The sequence below is a fragment of the Aeromonas sanarellii genome, from assembly GCF_000820085.1.
Classification (GTDB): domain Bacteria; phylum Pseudomonadota; class Gammaproteobacteria; order Enterobacterales; family Aeromonadaceae; genus Aeromonas; species Aeromonas sanarellii.
The window spans coordinates 1-19,186 of record NZ_CDBN01000029.1 but is presented as its reverse complement, the minus strand read 5'-3'; the positions used below and the strand labels follow the sequence as shown (position 1 = coordinate 19,186).

Genomic DNA, 19,186 nt, shown 5'->3' with positions numbered 1-19,186 from the left:
ATTGTGGTGATGTGAGTGTTCATGGATGGTGGCTGCCTGCCAGGATCTGTCTGATCGACTGGCCTGCCGCCTCGATGTGTTGCTTTAGCAGCACCACTGCCTCGTGCTTGCGGCGGGTGCGGCACAGCTCCAGCAGCCGGGCGTGCTCACGCTCGGCCTTGTCCACACCGCCCTGGGCGAACAGCAGTTCGAAGCGCACATAGCGGTCGCAGCTCAGATTGATCTGGGCGATCAGCTCCAGTGCCTGGGGGCGATTGGCAGCCTGATAGAGGGTGGCGTGAAAGCGGTGATTCAACTCGGCCCAGTGCTCGATCTGGGTGCCGGACTCCAGCGCCAGATCGAACTGGGCGAGGATGGCCTCCGCCTCGGCGAAGGTGGCTTCCGTCATCTTGTCGACGGCGTGGAACAGGGTATCGGCTTCCAGCAGCGCCCGCAAATAAAAGAGCTCCTCGATGGCCGAGGCGTCCAGCATGGTGACCACGGCACCGCGATGGGCCTCGAACTTCACCAGCCCCTGGGCCTCCAGCTGCATCAGGGCTTCCCGCACCGGGATCCGGCTCACCGCCAGCTCCTTGGCGAGGGCGTCCTGACGCAGGGGGGCGCCAGCGGGAAATTCCCCACGCAATATCCGGCCGCGCAGGTTCTCCATCACCATCTGGGTGCGGGTCTTGTAGGGTGGGGTCATGATCGGGTCACAGGGGAATCGTTACAAAATTGTATATTGTATAAAGTTTGGCTGAATCTAACGCGCAAGGGGCCACAAGGCAAGGCTTGGCGGGAGTCATACGTCGCGCATCGTCCAAAAAAATACCGGTCAGCAGGGCTGACCGGTACGGGATGGGGGCTGGCGATCCGCCCGTTTTACAGCTGCGGGCCCGCCGCTACCAGGCGTTTGCCCTCTTCATTGTCGGTGAAGCGCTCGAAGTTCTTGATAAAGCGCTGGGCCAAGTCCACGGCTTTTGCGTCCCACTGGGTAGGATCGGCATAGGTGTCGCGCGGGTCGAGGATGCCCGGGTTCACGTCGTGCAGCTCGGTCGGCACTTCCAGATTGAAGATCGGCAGCACCTTGGTCGGCGCCTGCTCGATGGAACCATCCAGGATGGCGTCGATGATGGCGCGAGTGTCCTTGATGGAGATCCGCTTGCCGGTGCCGTTCCAGCCGGTGTTCACCAGATAGGCCTCTGCCCCTGCCGCTTCCATCCGTTTCACCAGCTCCTGGCCGTACTTGGTCGGGTGCAGGCTGAGGAAGGCCGCGCCGAAGCAGGAGGAGAAGGTCGGGGTCGGCTCTGTGATGCCGCGCTCGGTGCCGGCCAGCTTGGCGGTGAAGCCGGACAGGAAGTGGTACTTGGTCTGCTCCTTGGTCAGCTTGGCGACCGGGGGCAGCACACCGAAGGCGTCGGCAGTCAGGAAGATCACCTTGGTGGCGTGACCCGCCTTGGAGACCGGTTTGACGATGTTGTCGATGTGGTAGATGGGGTAGGAGACCCGGGTGTTCTCGGTGCGGGAACCATCGTCGAAGTCGATGGTGCCATCGGCCGCCACGGTCACGTTCTCCAACAGCGCATCGCGACGGATGGCGTGGTAGATGTCCGGTTCCGCCTCTTCGGAGAGCTTGATGGTCTTGGCGTAGCAGCCCCCTTCGAAGTTGAACACGCCGTGGTCGTCCCAGCCGTGCTCGTCATCGCCGATCAGCTGACGCTTGGGATCGGTGGAGAGGGTGGTCTTGCCGGTGCCGGAGAGGCCGAAGAAGATGGCGACGTCGCCGTCCTTGCCCACGTTGGCGGAGCAGTGCATGGAGGCAATGCCGCGTAGGGGCAGGAAGTAGTTCATCATGGAGAACATGCCCTTCTTCATCTCGCCACCGTACCAGGTGCCACCGATGAGCTGCATCTTCTCGGTCATGTTGAAGGCGACGAAGTTCTCGGAGTTGAGACCCTGCTCCTTCCAGTTCGGGTTGGTGCACTTGGCACCGTTCATCACCACGAAGTCAGGTTCGAACGTTTCCAGCTCGGCTTCACTCGGGCGGATGAACATGTTCTTCACGAAGTGCGCCTGCCAGGCCACCTCGGTGATGATGCGCACGGCCAGGCGGGTATCCGGGTTGGCGCCGCAGAAGCCGTCCACCACGAACAGGCGCTTGCCGGAGAGCTGCTTGGTCACCAGGGATTTCAGATGTGACCACACTTCCGGGGTGATCGCCTTGTTATCGTTCTTGCCCTGGTCAGACCACCACACGGTATCCTGGGTGGTGCCGTCCTTGACGATATATTTATCTTTCGGGGAGCGACCGGTGAAGATGCCGGTGTTGACGTTGACCGCGCCGAGCTCGGTGACGACGCCACGTTCGAAGCCTTCCAAGTCAGGGCGAGTCTCTTCTGCGAAAAGCTGCTCATAGGAGGGGTTGCGAACGATTTCCTGGCTGTTTTTGATACCGTACTGGTCCAGCTTCAGTTGTTGGGCCAGGGCGGGTTCTACCACGATTGTCATTGTATTCTCCTGGGTTCAGAGGTGTGTAGGGTTCTATCTGACGTCCATGCTACCACCTAGGTGGTAGTTTTTAGCGATCGCCATCAAACTTTATAAAATAGGGTATTTTTTTGTTATTTAAGTTAAAGGCGGGTTTTGCCCGCCTTTGATTAGTGTAACTGGTTTGCATCATTACCGGGAGCCCTGCTGAACAGGGTTTCGATGTCGATGCCGTCAAATTCGTAGTGGGCACCGCAGTAGTCGCAGTGCATGTCGATCTTGCCGAGCTCCTGCACCATGGCCACCGCCTCCTCCTTCTCTATCTGCAGCAGGGCTCCTTCACAGCGGGCGCGGGAGCAGGTGCAGCGGAACTCGATGGCCTGGGGATCGAACACCCGCACCTTGTCCTGGTGGTAGAGGCGGTAGAGGATCTCTTCCGCTTCCAGACCGAACAGCTCCTCGTCCTTGATGGTGCTGGTGAGCTGCTCCAGATGTTCGAAGTCGGCGCTGTGATCCTCGCTCTGGGCGGGCAGCTCCTGCAGCAGGATGCCGGCGGCGCGGGGCTCGCCCTGATGGTGGCCGGTTCGGATCCAGAGCTTGGTGGCGAGCTGCTCGGACTGGGCGAAGTACTGCTCCAGGCAGGTCGCCAGGGTATCGGCCTCGAGGGCGATGATGCCCTGATAGCGCTCACCCTGTTCCGGGGTAATGGTGATCACCAGTTGACCCTGGCCGATCAGGCTCTGCAGCTTGCCGTCCGTCGGCAATTCCCCTTCGTAGCGGGCCACGCCACGCAACTGCTGGTTGTGATCGCCGTTGATCACCGCCAGACGCACCGGGCCGTCCCCCTGCAACTGCACCGTGATGGAGCCCTCGAATTTGAGGGTGGCGGTCAGCAGGCTGGTGGCGACCAGCAGCTCGCCCAGCAGTTGCTGTACCTGTACCGGGTAGTTCTGGGCATCGATGATGTGACGATAGGTACGATCCAGCTGGACCAGCTCCCCCCGCACTTCGTACTCTTCGAACAGATAGCGATACAGGAGATCTTGGTTACTCATCATGTTGTCCTAGGATGTTCTTGGGGAAAATAAATACATTGTTAAACAGGTGGTTAGGAACTAATTCCCCCACCTGTCGTCATAAAGGGGCCACACAGGCAGATTAGGATTGCTTGACCTTGATCAGCTGGCGCCGCTCCTGCTTGTCGGGGCGGCGTTCCGGGCTCGGGGCAAACTGGCTGTTGAAGCGCCTGGCCTCGCTGTTCTCGGCCCGTTTCTTCAGGCTCTCGGCGGTCTCTTCATAGAGCTGCTGCGCCAGGGGGGCGGACTTGCGCTGCTCGCTCACCTGCAGCACCCGTACCTCCCGTTCGTCCTGGCCCTGCCAGAAACGGACGAGGGCGCCGACCTCGACGGTCTTGCCCGGTTTGCTGCGCTGGCCGTTGTAGTGGACCTTGCCGCCGTCGATCTGATCCCGTGCCAGACTGCGGGTCTTGTAGAAGCGGGCGGCCCACAGCCACTTGTCGAGCCGTACCTGAGTGCTGTTTTCTGCTAGATTTGGCATGAATCGGCTCCGTGTGGCTGAAAAGGGCGCCTGATTATACCAGAGGCAAGGGGGGGGATAGAAACAGGGAGAACGGCGGTGTGACGGGATCTGGATTTTCACCCCCTCATCCCATCCGGTCGGTTGTCTCTGGGTCCATTGCCGTACACAATAGCCAACCGACTTGGATGCCAGACAATTTTGATAAAGATGACGCTACCGTTCAGGGATGACTTGCTGAGCCCCCTTCTGGCTCGCTGCAAGGCCGTACCACTCTCCCGTTTCAGCCAGCCCCTGTTCTGGCTGCTGCTCTTGTTGCTGGCGCAGCAGTGCGCCGTGCTCACCTGGCGCCTGTTCGAACTGGCCCAGCCATCCCGCAGCGTCCCCTGGCAGCCATCGGTCACCTCGGCCCAGGGCAGTGGCGGCAATCGCCTGGATATCGCCAATGTCAGCCGCCTCTCGTTGTTTGGCAAGGCGCAGCAGCCCAAGGGCGGCAAGGTGGCAGATGCCGTCGCAGCCGATGCCCCCAAGACCCAGCTCAACGCCCAGCTCAACGGGGTGCTGGCGAGCTCCGATCCGGCCAAGTCCATCGCCATCATCGCCCACAACGGATTGCAGAACTCCTATGGCATAGGTGACTACATCGACGGCACCCAGGCCAAGATCCGCCAGGTGTTCGCCGACCGGGTCATCATCGCCCGGGAGGGGCGCGACGAGACCCTGATGCTGGACGGGGAAGAGTATGGCAAGCCGCTGCCCAGGCAGGGCACCCAGGACGACAAGCTCTCCTCGGTGCGCAGCGAGTTGCTGAGCAATCCAGGCAAGATCACCGATTACCTCAATATTTCCCCGGTCCGGGTGGATGGCCGCATGGTCGGCTATCGTCTCAATCCAGGCCGCAATCCGGAAGTGTTCAATCAGCTCGGTCTGGTCGCCAACGATCTGGCGGTCAGCATCAATGGCCTGGATCTCCGTGACAACGCACAGGCCATGCAGGCGATGCAGCAGGTGGCGGGTGCCACGGAAATGACCGTCACCGTCGAGCGGCAAGGACAGCTCTACGACGTGTATGTCGGCTTGTCAGAATAATGAATCGGAGTAGCACCAAGAATGACAAATAAAGGGAAGCACTGGCGTCTCGCCACTGTGGCGGCAGCCTTGATGATGGCCGGTTCTGCCTGGGCCACCGAATATTCCGCCAGCTTCAAGAACGCCGACATCGAAGAGTTCATCAACACGGTCGGCAAGAACCTGAACAAGACCATCATCATCGAGCCCTCGGTGCGCGGCAAGATCAATGTGCGCAGTTACGATCTGCTCAACGAGGATCAGTACTACCAGTTCTTCCTGAGCGTGCTCGACGTCTACGGCTTCGCCGTGGTGCCCATGAACAACGGGGTCCTCAAGGTGGTGCGCTCCAAGGATGCCAAGACCTCGGCCATTCCCGTGGTGGATGACAGCAATCCCGGTGTGGGCGACGAGATGGTGACCCGGGTGGTGCCGGTGCGCAACGTGTCGGTGCGCGAGCTGGCCCCCCTGCTGCGCCAGCTCAACGACAACGCCGGCGGCGGCAACGTGGTCCATTACGAACCCTCCAACGTGCTGCTCATCACCGGCCGGGCGGCCGTGGTGAATCGCCTGGTGGAGGTGGTGCGCCGGGTGGACAAGGCCGGTGACCAGGACATGGACGTCATCAAGCTCAAGTACGCCTCCGCCGGCGAGATGGTGCGGCTGGTGACCAATCTGAACAAGGACGGCAGCAATCAGGGGGCCAACGCCTCCCTGCTGCTCTCCCCCAAGGTGGTGGCCGACGAGCGCACCAACTCCGTGGTGATCAGCGGCGAGCCCAAGGCTCGGGCCCGCATCATCCAGATGGTGCGTCAGCTCGACCGGGATCTGCAGAGCCAGGGCAACACCCGGGTCTTCTATCTGAAATATGGCAAGGCCAAGGATCTGGTGGACGTGCTCAAGGGCGTCAGCTCCAGCATCGCGGCGGACAAGAAGGGGGGGGCCGCGGCCACGGCCGCCGGCGGCGCCAGCATTGGGGGCGGCCAGCTCGCCATCTCCGCGGACGAGACCACCAACGCCCTGGTCATCACCGCCCAGCCGGACGTCATGGCCGAGCTGGAGCAGGTGATCGCCAAGCTCGACATCCGCCGTGCCCAGGTGCTGGTGGAGGCCATCATCGTCGAGATCCAGGACGGTGACGGCCTCAACCTCGGGGTGCAATGGGCCAACGCCAACGGCGGCGGCACCCAGTTCACCAATACCGGCCTGCCCATCGGCCCCGCCATCATCGCGGGCAAGGATTACGACGACAACGGCAACACCGACGGGCTCGAAAACCTGCTCAGTGATTTCAGCGGCATGGCGGCGGGCTTCTACAAGGGGGATTGGGCCGCCCTGGTGACGGCGCTCTCCACCAACACCAAGAACGACATCCTCTCGACCCCGAGTATCGTCACCATGGACAACAAGGAAGCCTCCTTCAACGTCGGCCAGGAAGTGCCGGTGCAGAGCGGCTCCCAGAGCTCCACCACCAGCGATCAGGTGTTCAACACCATAGAGCGCAAGACGGTGGGCACCAAGCTGGTGGTGACGCCCCAGATCAACGAGGGGGACTCGGTGCTGCTCAACATCGAGCAGGAGGTCTCCAGCGTGGCCCAGACCCAGGCGACCGGGACCGCGAACCTGGGCCCCACCTTCGATACCCGCACCGTGAAGAACGCCGTGCTGGTCAAGAGCGGCGAGACAGTGGTGCTGGGCGGCCTGATGGACGAACAGACCAAGGAGCAGGTCTCCAAGGTGCCGCTGCTCGGGGACATCCCCGTGCTGGGCTACCTGTTCCGCTCCACCTCCAATACCACGGCCAAGCGCAACCTCATGGTCTTCATCCGGCCGACCATCTTGCGTGACGCCAACGTCTACACCGGGGTCTCCAGCAACAAGTACACCCTGTTCCGCGCCGAGCAGCTGAACCTGGCCGCCCAGGAGGGCTATGCCACCTCGCCGACCCGCCAGGTGTTGCCCGCCTACGGCCAGGACGTGATGCTCTCCCCCGAGGTGCAGAAGCAGATCGAATTGATGAAGGCGCAGCAGCAGTCGACCACTGTGGTGAGACCCATGGTGCAGCAGCCAGTGCAGCAGCCCCAGAGCCAACCCTTCGTGCAGAGCAAGCCCTGATGGCCGCCTATCAGCTCGATGGCAGCGAGCTGCCGGCCTCCTTGCCGGAACTGCCGTTCGCCTTCGCCCGCAACTTCGGGGTCATCCTGACCGAGCGCCAGGGGACCCCAGTGCTGCTCTGTCGCCAGGGCGTGACCCCGCAGACCCTGCTGGAGGTGCGGCGGGTGGCGGGTTGCGCCTTCCAGGTGGAACAGCTTGGCAGCGACGAGTTCGAGACGCTCCTGATGGCCCACTACCAGCGCGACTCCTCCGAGGCGCGCCAGCTGATGGAGGATCTCGGCAACGAGATGGACTTCTTCGCCCTGGCCGAGGAGCTGCCCCAGAGCGAAGATCTGCTGGACGCCGACGACGACGCCCCCATCATCCGCCTCATCAACGCCATGCTGAGCGAGGCGATCAAGGAGGAGGCGTCCGACATCCACATCGAGACCTTCGAGCGGGCCCTGGTCATTCGCTTTCGCATCGACGGCGTGCTGCGGGAGATACTGCGGCCCCATCGCAAGCTCGCCTCCCTGCTGGTGTCGCGTATCAAGGTGATGTCGCGGATGGACATCGCCGAGAAGCGGGTGCCCCAGGATGGCCGCATCTCCTTGCGCATCGGCGGCCGCGCCGTGGACGTGCGGGTCTCCACCATGCCCTCCAGCTACGGCGAGCGGGTGGTGCTGCGACTGCTGGACAAGAACAACGTGCGCCTCGAGCTCAAGCAGCTCGGCATGACGCTCGCCAACCGCAACATCATCAGCGATCTCATTCGCAAGCCCCACGGCATCATACTGGTGACGGGGCCGACCGGTTCGGGCAAGTCCACCACCCTCTATGCGGCCCTGTCCGAGATCAACTCCCGGGATCGCAACATCCTCACGGTGGAAGACCCTATCGAGTATGACCTCGAAGGGGTGGGCCAGACCCAGGTCAACAGCAAGGTGGACATGACCTTCGCCCGTGGCCTGCGCGCCATCCTGCGTCAGGATCCGGACGTGGTGATGGTGGGGGAGATCCGCGACCTCGAGACCGCCCAGATAGCGGTGCAGGCGTCGCTGACCGGTCACCTGGTGATGTCGACCCTGCACACCAACACCGCCATCGGCGCCATCACCCGGATGCGGGACATGGGGATAGAGCCCTTCCTGCTCTCCTCGTCCCTGCTGGCGGTTCTGGCCCAGCGGCTGGTGCGCACCCTCTGCCTGGATTGCCGCACCGCGCACCCAATCACCGAGCAGGAGCGCCTCGCCATGGGGCTGGATCTTCCACCGGATCAGCAGATCTGGCGCCCGGTGGGCTGCGAGCAGTGCAACCACACCGGCTATCGCGGCCGGACCGGCATCCACGAGCTGGTGGTGGTGGATGAGGCGGTGCGCGAGGCGATTCACGGTGCCAGCGGCGAGCTCGCCATCGAGCGGCTGATCCGGGCCCATACCCCCAGCATCCGCCGCGACGGCATCGACAAGGTCCTGCAGGGCCAGACCAGCCTCGAAGAGGTACTGCGCGTGACCCGGGAAGACTGAGATGGCGGCGTTCGAATACAAGGCGCTCGACCCCAGAGGCAGGCAGAAATCCGGGGTGATGGAGGGGGACTCCGCCCGCCAGGTGCGCCAGCTGCTGCGCGAACAGGGCTTGACGCCTCTCGAGGTGAACGAGACCACAGAAAAGGCGAAGCGCGAGGCGAACCGCTTCGTGCTGTTGCGCCGCGGCGCCAGCACCGCCGAGCTGGCCCTCATCACCCGCCAGCTGGCGACCCTGGTGGGGGCCGGGCTCACCATAGAGGAGGCGCTCAAGGCCGTCGCCGAGCAGTGTGAGAAGGCCCACCTGCGCAGCCTGGTGGCCACGGTGCGCAGCAAGGTGGTGGAGGGCTATTCCCTTGCCGATTCGCTCGGGGCCTTCCCCCATGTGTTCGATCAGCTGTTCCGCTCCATGGTGGCGGCCGGCGAGAAGTCCGGTCACCTGGAGAAGGTGCTGAACCGGCTCGCCGACTACACGGAGCAGCGCCAGCACATGCGCACCAAGCTGCTGCAGGCGATGATCTATCCCATAGTCCTCACCCTGGTGGCGATCGGCGTCATCTCCATACTGCTCACCGCCGTGGTGCCCAAGGTGGTGGCCCAGTTCGAGCACATGGGCCAGCAACTGCCGGGCACAACCCGCTTCCTCATCGGCACCAGCGAGCTGTTGCAGCACTACGGCCTCTGGTTCCTGCTGCTGCTCGGCCTCGCTGCTCTGGTCTGGCGCTGGTGGCTGACCGACGACAAGCGTCGCCGTCACTGGCATCAGGTCATCCTGCGCCTGCCGGTGATAGGTCGGGTCAGCCGGGGGCTCAACACCGCCCGCTTCGCCCGCACCCTGAGCATCCTCAACGCCAGTGCCGTGCCCCTGCTGGAGGGGATGAAGATCTCGGGGGAGGTGCTCTCCAACGACTATGCCCGCATGCGTATCGGTGAGGCCACCGAGCGGGTGCGGGAGGGGACCAGCCTGCGCAAGGCGCTGGATGAAACCAGGATTTTTCCGCCCATGATGCTGCACATGATCGCCTCAGGCGAGCAGAGCGGCGAGCTCGACAGCATGCTGGAGCGGGCGGCGGACAACCAGGACAGGGAGTTCGAGACCCAGGTGAACATAGCACTCGGGGTGTTCGAACCCATGCTGGTGGTCTCCATGGCCGGGGTGGTGCTCTTTATCGTGATGTCGATACTGCAGCCGATCCTGGAGCTCAACAACATGGTGAATTTATGAGGCTTAGGCGTTCGAGGGCCGGCTGGCCGTCGAACCCATGGATCACTTTCTGATGGCCCGCGCCATCTCATTCGTTAGGGAGTAAGTAGTAATGCACAGTCGTCGTCATCGCGGTTTTACCCTGCTGGAAGTCATGGTGGTCATCGTGATCCTCGGGATCCTGGCCAGCCTGGTGGTCCCCAACCTGATGGGCAACAAGGAGAAGGCGGATCAGCAGAAAGCCGTCTCCGACATAGTGGCGTTGGAAAACGCCCTGGACATGTACAAGCTGGACAACAACCGCTACCCGACCACGGAGCAGGGTCTGGATGCCCTGGTCAACAAGCCGACCGCATCTCCCGAGCCACGCAGCTACCGGGACGGGGGCTACATCAAGCGCCTGCCGCAGGACCCCTGGGGCAACCAGTACCAGCTGCTGAGCCCGGGCCAGTTCGGCAAGATCGACATCTTCAGCATGGGGATGGACGGGGAAGCCGGGACCGATGACGACATCGGCAACTGGAACCTGAAGGATTTCCAATAAGTGATCCCGCCGCGTCGCGCTCACCCCGTCATCCCGGGGCTGCCTGAATGAAGGTGGCCTCCTCTGCCCGTCGCCAGTCCGGCTTCACCCTGCTGGAAGTACTGCTGGTCGCCATGTTGATGGGACGGCTCGAGGCTACCGCCATGCAGTTGGGGCTGGCGCCATGAAACATAGTCGCCATGCCGGTTTTACCCTGCTGGAGGTGTTGCTGGTCGCCATGTTGATGGGACGGCTCGAGGCTACCGCCATGCAGTTGGGGTTGGCGCCATGAAGCATAGTCGCCATGCCGGTTTTACCCTGCTGGAAGTACTGCTGGTGGCCATGCTGATGGGGCTGGTGGCCACCGCCGTCACCCTCAGCATGGGGGGCGCCAGGGGGGATCGGGAGCTCGACAAGCAGGCGCGCCGCTTCATGGCGACCCTGCAGCAGGCGCAGGAGTATTCGGTGATGGATGGCCGACTGCTGGGGCTGAGGGTCGAGGAGAACGGCTGGCAGTTCATGTCCCGCGCGGCCAAGGATCGCAAGTGGCAGGCGCTGACCGGGGACAAGCTGCTGGGGCCGGTGCAGCTGCCGGAGGGGATGACCCTGGCGGTGGAGCTGGAAGGCTTCAACTGGCGTACCGAGTCGGACGAGCGTCAGGAACAGGGCCGTGCCGAAGAAGAGCGCACGCCCCAGATCTTCGTCTTCCCGGGGGGGGAGCTCACCCCCTTCGTGCTGACCCTGAGCCAGCAGGACGAGGATCTGGAGTACCTGCGCACCGTCAGGGGGGACGAGTTCGGTCGCCTCTCCCTGTTGCAGGATGAAGAGGAAGAAGAGTGAGGGGCACTCGGCACACAGGCGGCGTTCGGGTTTGCCGCACCTCTCTGGCGGGCGGCCCCGGCAGGGGGCGCGGCATGACGCTGCTGGAGGTCATGGTGGCCCTGGCAGTGTTCGCCATCGCCGGGCTGGCGGTGATGAAGACCGCCAGCGAGCACCTCTCCGGCCTCAATTATCTGGAGCAGAAGACCCTGGCGACCTGGGTGGTGGAGAATCAGCTGGTGCAGCAGAGGCTCGAGGGCAAGTGGCCGGGAGACAGCTGGGTGGAGGGAGACGAGGAGCTGGCGGGGCAGACCTGGTACTGGCGCTATCGCGGTGTCGCCACGGCGGACAGCAACTTCAGGGCGCTGGACATGGAAGTGCGCACCGCGCCCAAGGCAGAGAGCCCGGTGGCCATGATCCGGACCTATCTCAGCCGATGAACATTCATCAACGTGTCTCGATGATCCGGAGCCGGTGTCAGCCGATGAGCCAGAGCAACACCCGCCCATCGTGCCACAGTGGCTTTACCCTGCTGGAGATGCTGGTGGCCATCGCCATCTTCGCCACTCTGAGCCTGGGGGCCTATCAGGTGCTGCAAGGGGTGCTGACCAGCGACGAGGTGGCCAAGCGCAAGGAGGCCCGCCTCTCCGAATTGCAACTCGCCTTCAGCCTGCTGGAGCGGGACGTCACCCAGATGGTGCCGCGCAGCGGTCGCATCGACGGCGAGAACAACAAGGTACTGCTGGCGGCGTCGCGCTTCGGCCAGCAGAGCGACGACTGGGGCATGGCCTTCACTCGTGGTGGCTGGCTCAATCCGGATGGCATGCTGCCGCGTTCCGGACTGCAACGGGTGGGCTGGCGGCTCAAGGGGCAGACCCTGGAGCGGCTGAGCTACCTCTATCCGGATCCGGCCATCGGCACCGAGCCGCGCATCCAGCCCGTGCTGACCGGGGTGACGGCGCTGCGGCTCTACTTCTACGACAGGGGGCAGTGGAAGGAGGAGTGGACCCAGCGCGACCTGCTGCCCTACGGGCTGGCGGTGGAGCTGGAGCTGGAGGATTACGGCATCATACGTCGCCAGTTCCTGATAGGGGCCGGTGGCCAGAGGGCCGAGAATGGCGGTTAGACCAATGACAAGCCCCGCCAGGCAAGGGGGCATGGCTCTGCTGGTGGTGCTGCTCATCCTGTCGGTGATGGTGATCGTCGCCAGCAACATGAGCGGCAGGTTGCAGCTGGAATTGCGGCGTACCGCCAACCTCACCCTGGGCAAGCAGGCCTGGTGGTATGCCATGTCGGCGGAGGCGCTGGTGATCAAGGCGCTGAACCAGGACTACAAGGATGATCCGGACCGGGTGAGCCTGGGACAGCACTGGGCGCGGGAGGACGGGGTCTTCCCGGTGGAGGATGGCACCCTGTCCGGCCGGGTGCGGGATCTGCAATCCTGCTTCAACCTCAACAGCCTGAGCGTGCCCCTCAGGGAGGGGGAGAACGGCGACGATCTCGAGTCCCAGCCCTACCAGTTCAAGGCGTTCCGCGCCCTGCTGGCCCAGCTCGAGGTGGACGAGTACGAGGCGGTGCAGTTGACGGACGCCATCCGCGACTGGACCGACAAGGATACCCAGCTGGTCTCCAGCAACGGAGCCGAGGATGCCTACTACGAGGGACTCAATCCCCCCTATCTGGTGGCGAACCAGCGGATGCTGGGTACGGACGAATTGCGGGCCGTGCGCGGGGTGAGCGGTGCGCTCTACGCGAGGCTCGCCCCCTATGTGTGCGCCCTGCCCAACGACAAGCTGGTGGTGAACATCAACACCATCAAGCCGGAGCAGGCTGCCCTGCTGGTGGGGCTCTACCAGGGCAGGATATCCCTCGACGATGCCAGACAGGTGCTGACCAACAGGCCCAGGAAGGGGTGGAAGAACAAGCAGGAGATGACGGAGCAGTTCCAGGTCCAGCCGGGTGCCATCACCGGGCTCGACGGGGCCCTGGACATCAAGAGCAGCTTCTTCGAGGCCCATCTGCTGGCGGAGGTGGGGGAGACCCGGGCCAGGCTCGAGACCGTCTTCCAGCGTGGCAAGGACAACAAGCTGGTGATGCTGCGCCGCCTGAGCGGCGGCGCCGAATGACAGGGAGAGGACGGGACAGACCCGTCCGTCCCGCCCCTTATCCAGATTGCAGCCCAAGGCTGCGACCCCGCCCGGCGACCTTATGCCGGCGGGCATGGCAGGAGAATGATTTGTGAGCGAGAGTCTGGTCATCCGTCTGGGGACCCATGCACAGCAGCCGGTGCACTGGCTGGTGTGGTCGACGCAGGAGCAGGAGATCATCGCCTCCGGCACCCTGGCCTCGGCCCATGCCCTCGGCGAGCTGCAGGAGCGTGCCGGCGGTCGCCCCGTGGTGACCCTGGTGCCCGGCAGCGATCTTATCTTCCGGCGGGTCAGCCTGCCGGGCAAATACAGCCGCCAGAGTGCGGCGGCCCTGCCCTATCTGCTGGAGGAGCAGATCGCCTCCGACGTGGACGAGCTGCACCTGGTGGTGCTGGGCCATCAGGGTCAGGACGTGGATCTGATGGCGGTAGACAGGGCGAAGATGCAGACCTGGCTCGACTGGTTGCAGCAGGCGGGGCTCAAGACCCTGCAGCTGCTGCCGGACGTGTTGGCGCTGCCTCTGGCCGACGATGGCTGGTCCGCCCTGCAACTGGGTGAGGAGTGGCTGGTTCGCCAGGGGCCCCGTCAGGGCATAGTGGCGGAGGAGTCCCTGCTGGCCATGCTGCTGGCGGCCCAGCCCGAGCCCGTCACTCTCCACAGCCATACCCCCATCCCCGCCATGGCGGCCGGCAACTGGCAGGCGGCCGATCCCGAACTGCCCATGCTGCTGCTGGCGAAAGGGGCGCTCGCCTGTCAGGCCAACCTGCTGCAGGGGGCCTATCGTCCCCAGACCGAATACGCCCGCTACTGGTTGCAGTGGCGCAAGGTGGCCCTGCTGGCGGGGGGGCTGCTGCTGGTGGCCCTGGCCCAGCGCGGCGTGCACCTCTATCAGCTGGCGGAGCAGGACAAGGCCCTCAAGGCGGAGATCCGGCAGGTCTACACCCGGATCTTCCCGGGGGAGACGCGTATCGTCAACGTGCGCAGCCAGATGACCCAGCACCTCCAGCAGTTGGGGCAGGCTCCCCAGGATGGCGTCCTGTTGCTCCTGACCGAGCTGGCCCCGGTGTTTGCCGAGGTGCCCGGCCTCAAGCCAGAGGTGCTGAGGTTCGACGCGGCCCGGGGCGAGCTGAGGTTGCAGGTGACGGCCCCCGGCTTCACCGAGATCGAGCGTTTCCGCGAGCTGGCGGGCAAGCGCTTCGAGGTGCAGCAGGGTGAGGTGCGAAGCCAGGAAGGCAAGGTGGAAGGGGCGCTGGTGCTCAAGGGGAGATCGTCATGATGGACAAACTGCAAGGCTGGTGGCGCGGCATCAGCGGCCGCGAGCAGCGGCTGGTGGCGGTGGGGGGCAGCGTGCTGCTCATCGGCCTCTTCTATTGGGCCATTTGGCAGCCCGTGGCCAGCCGCATCGCCGAGCGGGAGCGGCAGGTGGTGAAGCAGCAGCAGACCCTGGCCTGGCTCAAGGAGAAAGGACAGGAGGTGCTGGCGATGCAGGGTGGCCAGGGCCGCCAGATCGATACCAGCGGCACTCTGGACGGGGTAGTGAACCGCACCGCTTTCAACCAGAAGATCAAGATTGCCCGGCTGCAGCCCCAGGGGCAGGAGCTGCAGGTGTGGATAGACACTGTGCCGTTCGACGATCTGCTGATCTGGCTCGCGACCCTCTCCGATCAGTACGGCGTCCAGGTGCAGATCATCGAGGTGGCCCGCGAGGGGCTGGCGCCCGGGCTGGTCAAGGTCAGACGTTTGCAGTTGAGTCGTTCCCAATGAAGCGAAAAATAGTGATCGCCAGCCTCTTCCTGCTGGCCTATCTCGGTTTCCTGCTGGCCCAGTTGCCCGCATCCCTGGTGGTGCACCACCTGCCACTCCCCCCTAACCTGGTGCGGCTGGAGGGGGTGAGCGGCACCCTCTGGAGCGGTCAGGTCGCCCGTCTGCAATACGCCAGCGAGTCGCTGACCCAGGTGCGCTGGGAGCTGAACGGCTGGTCTCTGCTGCGCCTGGCGCCCGAGGTCTCGGTCCGCTTTGGCGAGCGTGGCGGCCTCAACGGTCAGGGGGTGGTCGGCTGGAGCGGCACCGCCTTCGGCCGCGATATCACCCTGAACGCGCCGGCCTCCTGGGTGTTGGGGCGGGTGCCGATGAGGCCGCCCTTCCCCCTGACGGCGGGGGGCCAGCTGCAGCTCAAGATCGATCAGTTTGCCCAAGGTAATCCCTGGTGCGACAACCTCTACGGCGACCTCCACTGGTATGAGGCGCAGGCGGACACTCCGGCGGGCAAGCTGGCGCTGGGGGATCCCGAGATCAAGCTGACCTGCCTCGACTCCCGGCTGGTGGCCGAGATCAAGCAGGGCTCGGAGGCGGTGCAGGTGCTGGGCAAGCTGGAGCTACAGGCCAATCGCCAGTACCTGTTCCAGGGCACCCTCAAACCCGGGCCCGAGCTGCCGGACCAGATGAAGCAGGGACTCCCCTTCCTCGGCCAGCCCGATGGTCAGGGGCGTTTCCCGCTGCGCTATCAGGGTCGCATCTGACGGCTGTGACGGTTGTTTTGGCACTATGAACACCACCCCGCCCTGGCGGGGTGGTGTCGTTATGGGGCCGTGCCGCTTGGCACCGTGATCAGGTGGTTGAGAAAGAAGTGGAACAGTTCGGCCCGGGAGCGCAGGTGCAGCTTGGCGTAGAGGTGCTTGCGGTGATTCTTCACCGTGCCGCTGCCAATGCCGAGCTCGGCGGCAATGGCCTCGGTGTCCAGCCCCTGCAGCAGCAGGCCCGCCACCTGGTGCTCCCGCCGGGTGAGGCTCTCGCTCCCCAGACTGGCGATGGCCTGCGTCACCGTCTCCTTGAGGTCGACGCCACCCGGCAGGGATGGGCTCAGCGCCAGCCGCGGCGTCTCCTCTCGCCAATGCTGGCGGCACAGGGAGTGCACCAGCGGGAACAGTGCCTCCAGCCTGGCCAGCTCGTCCCGACCGAGGGAGCTGCGCTTGTCGAGCCGCCCCAGAAACAGCATCAGGGTGAGGCCGCCGCGCACCGGCAGGATCAGCCCCACCTCCTCCTGCCAGCCGGTGGCCTGATAGAAGTGGTGGCGATACTCGGGGTCGAGCCGCCCCCGCGACACCTGCGCCAGGGTCCAGACCCCGGCACCCAGCCCCTGCTCCAGCGCCTGCATAAAGGGATCCTGACTGAAGTGGCGGGTGAGGTAGCGGTCGAACAGCAGGGCCCGCTGGTGGTGCAGGTTGTCGTAGAGGTAGACGGGGCGCAGCCCCACCCCGAGCAGCAGGGCACAGTCGAATGCCACCTGTTGCTGGATGAGGCGCACCAGGGCTGCCGGGAAGCCGCTGCCGTGCAGGGCATCGACGGCGGCGGTCAGGCTCAGGGTATCCGTGGCAGGAGACAGGGGCATGGCGATGGGCTCCGGGTGGCTGGGCTGGCTACCCACTATGGCCGGATGCTAGCACGGGAGTGACAAAACTGTCCCCCAGGGGACATATTCGGTGCAGGCCAGAGCGGCGAATATGTGGGCTTTTCCCCCTGCTGTTGGAGTCTTCCATGATCAATCCCCATCTGCTCGACGAGCTTACCCGACGCGGCCTGGTGGCCCAGAATTCCGACCCGGCGGCGCTGGCCGATCATCTCACCACCCCGCGCACCGTCTACTGCGGGTTCGATCCCACCGCCGGCAGCCTGCACATCGGCCATCTGGTGCCGCTCCTGATGCTGCGCCGCTTTCAGCTGGCGGGTCACACCCCGGTGGCGCTGGTGGGGGGCGCCACCGGCCTTATCGGCGATCCCAGCTTCAAGGCGACCGAGCGCAACCTCAACAGCGCCGAGACGGTGCAGGGCTGGGTGACCAGCCTGTCGGGCCAGATAAGAGCGCTGCTGCCGGCGAGCGAAGGGCTGGCGGCGCCGCGGCTGGTGAACAACGCCGACTGGATGGGGCAGATGTCGGCCCTCGACTTTCTGCGGGACATCGGCAAGCACTTCTCGGTCAACGCCATGCTGGCCCGGGAATCGGTGCGCCAGCGGCTGGCCCGCCCGGATCAGGGCATCTCCTTTACCGAGTTCTCCTACGCCCTGCTGCAATCCCAGGACTTCGCCGTGCTACACCTGCGCCTCGGCTGCACCCTGCAGATCGGCGGCAACGACCAGTGGGGCAACATCACCAGCGGCATGGATCTCACCCGCCGACTGCATCAGGCGCAGGTCTATGGCATGACGCTGCCGCTCATCACCAAGGCGGACGGCACCAAGTTCGGCAAGACCGAGGGGGGCGCAATCTGGCTGGATCCGGCGCTCACCTCCCCCTACGCCTTCTACCAGTTCTGGCTCGGCACCGCGGACGAGGATGTCTACCGCTTCCTGCGCTACTACAGTTTTATGCCGCTGGCCGAGATCGCCGCGCTGGAGGCGGACGATGCCAAGCGGCAAGGGCGCAAGCTGGCCCAGCAGGTGCTGGCGGACGAGTTGACCGAGCTGGTACACGGCAAGGGGGCGCTGGCGGCGGTGCGGCGCATCAGCGAATTGCTGTTCAGTGGCGACGTGGCCCGCCTCGGGGAGAGCGATCTCGCCCAGCTGGCGCAGGATGGCCTGCCTTGCAGTCACATCGCAGGGGAGAGGGATCTGGTGACCCTGCTGGTGGAGAGCGGTCTGGCGAATTCCAGGCGCATCGCCCGGGAGCTGCTGGCGGTGGGGGCCATCAGCGTCAACGGCGAGATCCGCCGGGATGAGCAGCTCACCGCCGACGATCGGCTGTTCGGCCGCTACCTGCTGCTGCGCCGGGGCAAGAAGCAGTATCGGTTGGTGGCGTGGCGGGGCTGAGTCGACCCGGGATCGACAAGGGCTGCCCTGGCAGCCCTTTTGTTTGCCCGCTGCCCGCTGGGTCGGCGGTAGCTATCCGGCGTAGTTGCGGAGCATAACGGGGAAGGCGGTGAGCCTTGGCCTCACACGGTCAGCGGCAATAACTCGGCGTAGTCGCGGATCGCCGGGAAGGCGGTGATGCGCTGCTCGGGCTGCTGGCTGTCCGGATTCTGGATGGCGAGCTGGTAGCCGATGCCGTAGTCGGCGGCGGCGCGCAGGATCCGCTCGCTGTCATCCACGAACAGGGTGCGGGCCGGGTCGAACGCCAGCCGTTCGGCGAGTGCCTGCCAGCAGTGCTGGCTCTCCTTGGACCAGCCGAGATCGTGGGTGCTCACCATGAGATCGAGGTGCTCGGCGAGGCCGAGGTGCGCATCCTTGACCGACAGGCTGGCGGGATGGGCATTGGTGAAGAGCACCAGCCGCTTGCCGGCAGCTCGCAGTGCGGCCAGGAAGGGGAGGACGTGGGGCCGCCACTGGATCTTCGCCAGGATCTCCTGCTTGAGGGCGCGGATGTCGAGCCCGAGCGTCCGGGTCCAGTAATCGACGCAGTACCAGTCGAGGGTGCCGCTGACGGCCTGATAGTGCGCCTCGATCTGCGCCCTGGCCTCGGCCAGCGGCAGGCCGAGTCGCTCGGCGTAGCGTTCCGGCACCAGGGTCTGCCAGAGGTGGGTGTCAAAATGCAGGTCGATCAGGGTGCCATCCATATCGAGCAAAACGGTATCTATTTGGTGCCAGGGCAGGGGAGTCGACATGGGGCCTCGCGATGTCTGTGGGGGGGAGGGGAAAAACGGGGGGCATTATAACGGATTTTTCGGGCATCTTTCCCGCCCTTGCCCCGTGGTGTTCACCCGGGGAGTCGTTTACTCTTGAAACACGATTTTTAACGAGCAGTCAGCCCCGATGAGCGATCCCCACAAGCGCAACCCCGTGCACCTCAGTGCCGAGACCATGGCGCACGACAAGA

At 64.5% G+C, this 19,186-nt stretch carries 21 protein-coding genes; 15 read left to right on the top strand and 6 right to left on the bottom strand.

The genetic code is table 11. From position 1 onward, the window contains the following. Window positions 1–19 precede the first annotated feature (19 nt). From BN1132_RS05950 to hslR, 4 genes are all read right to left on the bottom strand, one after another. Entirely contained in the window at window positions 20–685 is a 666-nt protein-coding gene (locus BN1132_RS05950) for a GntR family transcriptional regulator (RefSeq protein WP_042075918.1), read from the bottom strand. A gap of 176 nt (window positions 686–861) precedes the next feature. After that, window positions 862–2,487, bottom strand: coding sequence for a phosphoenolpyruvate carboxykinase (ATP) (gene pckA, locus BN1132_RS05945; RefSeq protein WP_042075916.1), 1,626 nt, complete (start codon window positions 2,485–2,487; stop codon window positions 862–864). 149 nt (window positions 2,488–2,636) lie between these two features. Beyond that, window positions 2,637–3,521 carry an Hsp33 family molecular chaperone HslO gene (hslO, locus tag BN1132_RS05940; RefSeq protein WP_042075914.1) on the bottom strand — a complete coding sequence of 295 codons (885 nt, stop codon included), beginning with the start codon at window positions 3,519–3,521 and terminating at the stop codon, window positions 2,637–2,639. A gap of 103 nt (window positions 3,522–3,624) precedes the next feature. Then, window positions 3,625–4,023, bottom strand: coding sequence for a ribosome-associated heat shock protein Hsp15 (hslR, locus tag BN1132_RS05935; protein ID WP_042075911.1), 399 nt, complete (start codon window positions 4,021–4,023; stop codon window positions 3,625–3,627). A 213-nt stretch (window positions 4,024–4,236) separates the two neighbouring features. Here hslR and exeC point away from each other — a divergent pair, with 213 nt between their 5' ends. The 14 genes from exeC (at window position 4,237) to exeN (ending at window position 15,899) form a co-directional block, all read left to right on the top strand. Beyond that, the gene (gene exeC / locus BN1132_RS05930) at window positions 4,237–5,091 is read left to right on the top strand and encodes a GspC family type II secretion system variant ExeC (protein ID WP_280136282.1); all 855 of its coding nucleotides are present in this window, start codon (window positions 4,237–4,239) and stop codon (window positions 5,089–5,091) included. A gap of 21 nt (window positions 5,092–5,112) precedes the next feature. Continuing rightward, window positions 5,113–7,185 (top strand): GspD family T2SS secretin variant ExeD, encoded by a 2,073-nt coding sequence (gene exeD / locus BN1132_RS05925; RefSeq protein WP_042075908.1) that lies wholly within the window; start codon window positions 5,113–5,115, stop codon window positions 7,183–7,185. Beyond that, window positions 7,185–8,690, top strand: coding sequence for a GspE family T2SS ATPase variant ExeE (gene exeE, locus BN1132_RS05920; RefSeq protein WP_042075906.1), 1,506 nt, complete (start codon window positions 7,185–7,187; stop codon window positions 8,688–8,690). The genes exeD and exeE overlap by 1 nt, the downstream gene beginning before the upstream one ends. Before the next feature lies 1 nt (window position 8,691). Then, on the top strand, window positions 8,692–9,912 hold the full coding sequence (gene exeF / locus BN1132_RS05915; RefSeq protein ID WP_042075903.1) for a GspF family T2SS innner membrane protein variant ExeF: 1,221 nt from the start codon (window positions 8,692–8,694) through the stop codon (window positions 9,910–9,912). 91 nt (window positions 9,913–10,003) lie between these two features. Further along, window positions 10,004–10,435, top strand: coding sequence for a GspG family T2SS major pseudopilin variant ExeG (gene exeG / locus BN1132_RS05910; protein WP_042075901.1), 432 nt, complete (start codon window positions 10,004–10,006; stop codon window positions 10,433–10,435). A gap of 47 nt (window positions 10,436–10,482) precedes the next feature. Next, window positions 10,483–10,602, top strand: coding sequence for a prepilin-type N-terminal cleavage/methylation domain-containing protein (locus BN1132_RS19385; RefSeq protein ID WP_084202620.1), 120 nt, complete (start codon window positions 10,483–10,485; stop codon window positions 10,600–10,602). Beyond that, window positions 10,599–10,706, top strand: a complete 108-nt coding sequence (locus tag BN1132_RS19920) for a prepilin-type N-terminal cleavage/methylation domain-containing protein (protein ID WP_157005343.1) — start codon at window positions 10,599–10,601, stop codon at window positions 10,704–10,706. The genes BN1132_RS19385 and BN1132_RS19920 overlap by 4 nt, the downstream gene beginning before the upstream one ends. Beyond that, window positions 10,703–11,254, top strand: coding sequence for a GspH family T2SS minor pseudopilin variant ExeH (gene exeH / locus BN1132_RS05905; protein ID WP_042075900.1), 552 nt, complete (start codon window positions 10,703–10,705; stop codon window positions 11,252–11,254). The genes BN1132_RS19920 and exeH overlap by 4 nt, the downstream gene beginning before the upstream one ends. Window positions 11,255–11,328: 74 nt before the next feature. Next, window positions 11,329–11,673, top strand: coding sequence for a GspI family T2SS minor pseudopilin variant ExeI (exeI, locus tag BN1132_RS05900; protein ID WP_042075899.1), 345 nt, complete (start codon window positions 11,329–11,331; stop codon window positions 11,671–11,673). 44 nt (window positions 11,674–11,717) lie between these two features. Next, complete coding sequence (gene exeJ, locus BN1132_RS05895) at window positions 11,718–12,359, top strand: GspJ family T2SS minor pseudopilin variant ExeJ (protein WP_042075897.1); 642 nt, start codon at window positions 11,718–11,720, stop codon at window positions 12,357–12,359. Continuing rightward, complete coding sequence (gene exeK / locus BN1132_RS05890) at window positions 12,349–13,359, top strand: GspK family T2SS minor pseudopilin variant ExeK (RefSeq protein ID WP_042075895.1); 1,011 nt, start codon at window positions 12,349–12,351, stop codon at window positions 13,357–13,359. Before exeJ ends, exeK begins: the two co-directional genes overlap by 11 nt. A gap of 112 nt (window positions 13,360–13,471) precedes the next feature. Then, a complete protein-coding gene (gene exeL / locus BN1132_RS05885; protein ID WP_042075893.1) occupies window positions 13,472–14,656 on the top strand; it encodes a GspL family type II secretion system protein ExeL in 1,185 nt (394 codons plus the stop codon). Further along, on the top strand, window positions 14,653–15,144 hold the full coding sequence (gene exeM / locus BN1132_RS05880; protein ID WP_042075892.1) for a GspM family type II secretion system protein ExeM: 492 nt from the start codon (window positions 14,653–14,655) through the stop codon (window positions 15,142–15,144). The genes exeL and exeM overlap by 4 nt, the downstream gene beginning before the upstream one ends. Then, on the top strand, window positions 15,141–15,899 hold the full coding sequence (gene exeN, locus BN1132_RS05875; protein WP_042075891.1) for a GspN family type II secretion system protein ExeN: 759 nt from the start codon (window positions 15,141–15,143) through the stop codon (window positions 15,897–15,899). The genes exeM and exeN overlap by 4 nt, the downstream gene beginning before the upstream one ends. Window positions 15,900–15,958: 59 nt before the next feature. Here the strand turns inward: exeN and BN1132_RS05870 are convergent, their stop codons facing one another. Further along, window positions 15,959–16,768, bottom strand: a complete 810-nt coding sequence (locus tag BN1132_RS05870; RefSeq protein ID WP_042075890.1) for a helix-turn-helix transcriptional regulator — start codon at window positions 16,766–16,768, stop codon at window positions 15,959–15,961. 146 nt (window positions 16,769–16,914) lie between these two features. On the opposite strand from BN1132_RS05870, the gene tyrS reads away from it, so the two are divergent. Beyond that, a complete protein-coding gene (gene tyrS, locus BN1132_RS05865; RefSeq protein ID WP_042075889.1) occupies window positions 16,915–18,183 on the top strand; it encodes a tyrosine--tRNA ligase in 1,269 nt (422 codons plus the stop codon). Window positions 18,184–18,305: 122 nt separating this feature from the next. On the opposite strand, the gene yrfG is transcribed toward tyrS, so the two are convergent. Then, complete coding sequence (yrfG, locus tag BN1132_RS05860) at window positions 18,306–18,974, bottom strand: GMP/IMP nucleotidase (protein ID WP_042075887.1); 669 nt, start codon at window positions 18,972–18,974, stop codon at window positions 18,306–18,308. Window positions 18,975–19,186: the final 212 nt, after the last annotated feature.

Bases quoted from the DNA above. Each gene is read 5' to 3' on its own strand.
- BN1132_RS05950 (WP_042075918.1), bottom strand. From the start codon at position 685: ATGACCCCACCCTACAAGACCCGCACCCAGATGGTGATGGAGAACCTG.
- pckA (WP_042075916.1), bottom strand. From the start codon at position 2,487: ATGACAATCGTGGTAGAACCCGCCCTGGCCCAACAACTGAAGCTGGAC.
- hslO (WP_042075914.1), bottom strand. From the start codon at position 3,521: ATGAGTAACCAAGATCTCCTGTATCGCTATCTGTTCGAAGAGTACGAA.
- hslR (WP_042075911.1), bottom strand. From the start codon at position 4,023: ATGCCAAATCTAGCAGAAAACAGCACTCAGGTACGGCTCGACAAGTGG.
- exeD (WP_042075908.1), top strand. From the start codon at position 5,113: ATGACAAATAAAGGGAAGCACTGGCGTCTCGCCACTGTGGCGGCAGCC.
- exeE (WP_042075906.1), top strand. From the start codon at position 7,185: ATGGCCGCCTATCAGCTCGATGGCAGCGAGCTGCCGGCCTCCTTGCCG.
- exeF (WP_042075903.1), top strand. From the start codon at position 8,692: ATGGCGGCGTTCGAATACAAGGCGCTCGACCCCAGAGGCAGGCAGAAA.
- exeG (WP_042075901.1), top strand. From the start codon at position 10,004: ATGCACAGTCGTCGTCATCGCGGTTTTACCCTGCTGGAAGTCATGGTG.
- BN1132_RS19385 (WP_084202620.1), top strand. From the start codon at position 10,483: ATGAAGGTGGCCTCCTCTGCCCGTCGCCAGTCCGGCTTCACCCTGCTG.
- BN1132_RS19920 (WP_157005343.1), top strand. From the start codon at position 10,599: ATGAAACATAGTCGCCATGCCGGTTTTACCCTGCTGGAGGTGTTGCTG.
- exeH (WP_042075900.1), top strand. From the start codon at position 10,703: ATGAAGCATAGTCGCCATGCCGGTTTTACCCTGCTGGAAGTACTGCTG.
- exeI (WP_042075899.1), top strand. From the start codon at position 11,329: ATGACGCTGCTGGAGGTCATGGTGGCCCTGGCAGTGTTCGCCATCGCC.
- exeJ (WP_042075897.1), top strand. From the start codon at position 11,718: ATGAGCCAGAGCAACACCCGCCCATCGTGCCACAGTGGCTTTACCCTG.
- exeK (WP_042075895.1), top strand. From the start codon at position 12,349: ATGGCGGTTAGACCAATGACAAGCCCCGCCAGGCAAGGGGGCATGGCT.
- exeM (WP_042075892.1), top strand. From the start codon at position 14,653: ATGATGGACAAACTGCAAGGCTGGTGGCGCGGCATCAGCGGCCGCGAG.
- exeN (WP_042075891.1), top strand. From the start codon at position 15,141: ATGAAGCGAAAAATAGTGATCGCCAGCCTCTTCCTGCTGGCCTATCTC.
- BN1132_RS05870 (WP_042075890.1), bottom strand. From the start codon at position 16,768: ATGCCCCTGTCTCCTGCCACGGATACCCTGAGCCTGACCGCCGCCGTC.
- tyrS (WP_042075889.1), top strand. From the start codon at position 16,915: ATGATCAATCCCCATCTGCTCGACGAGCTTACCCGACGCGGCCTGGTG.
- yrfG (WP_042075887.1), bottom strand. From the start codon at position 18,974: ATGTCGACTCCCCTGCCCTGGCACCAAATAGATACCGTTTTGCTCGAT.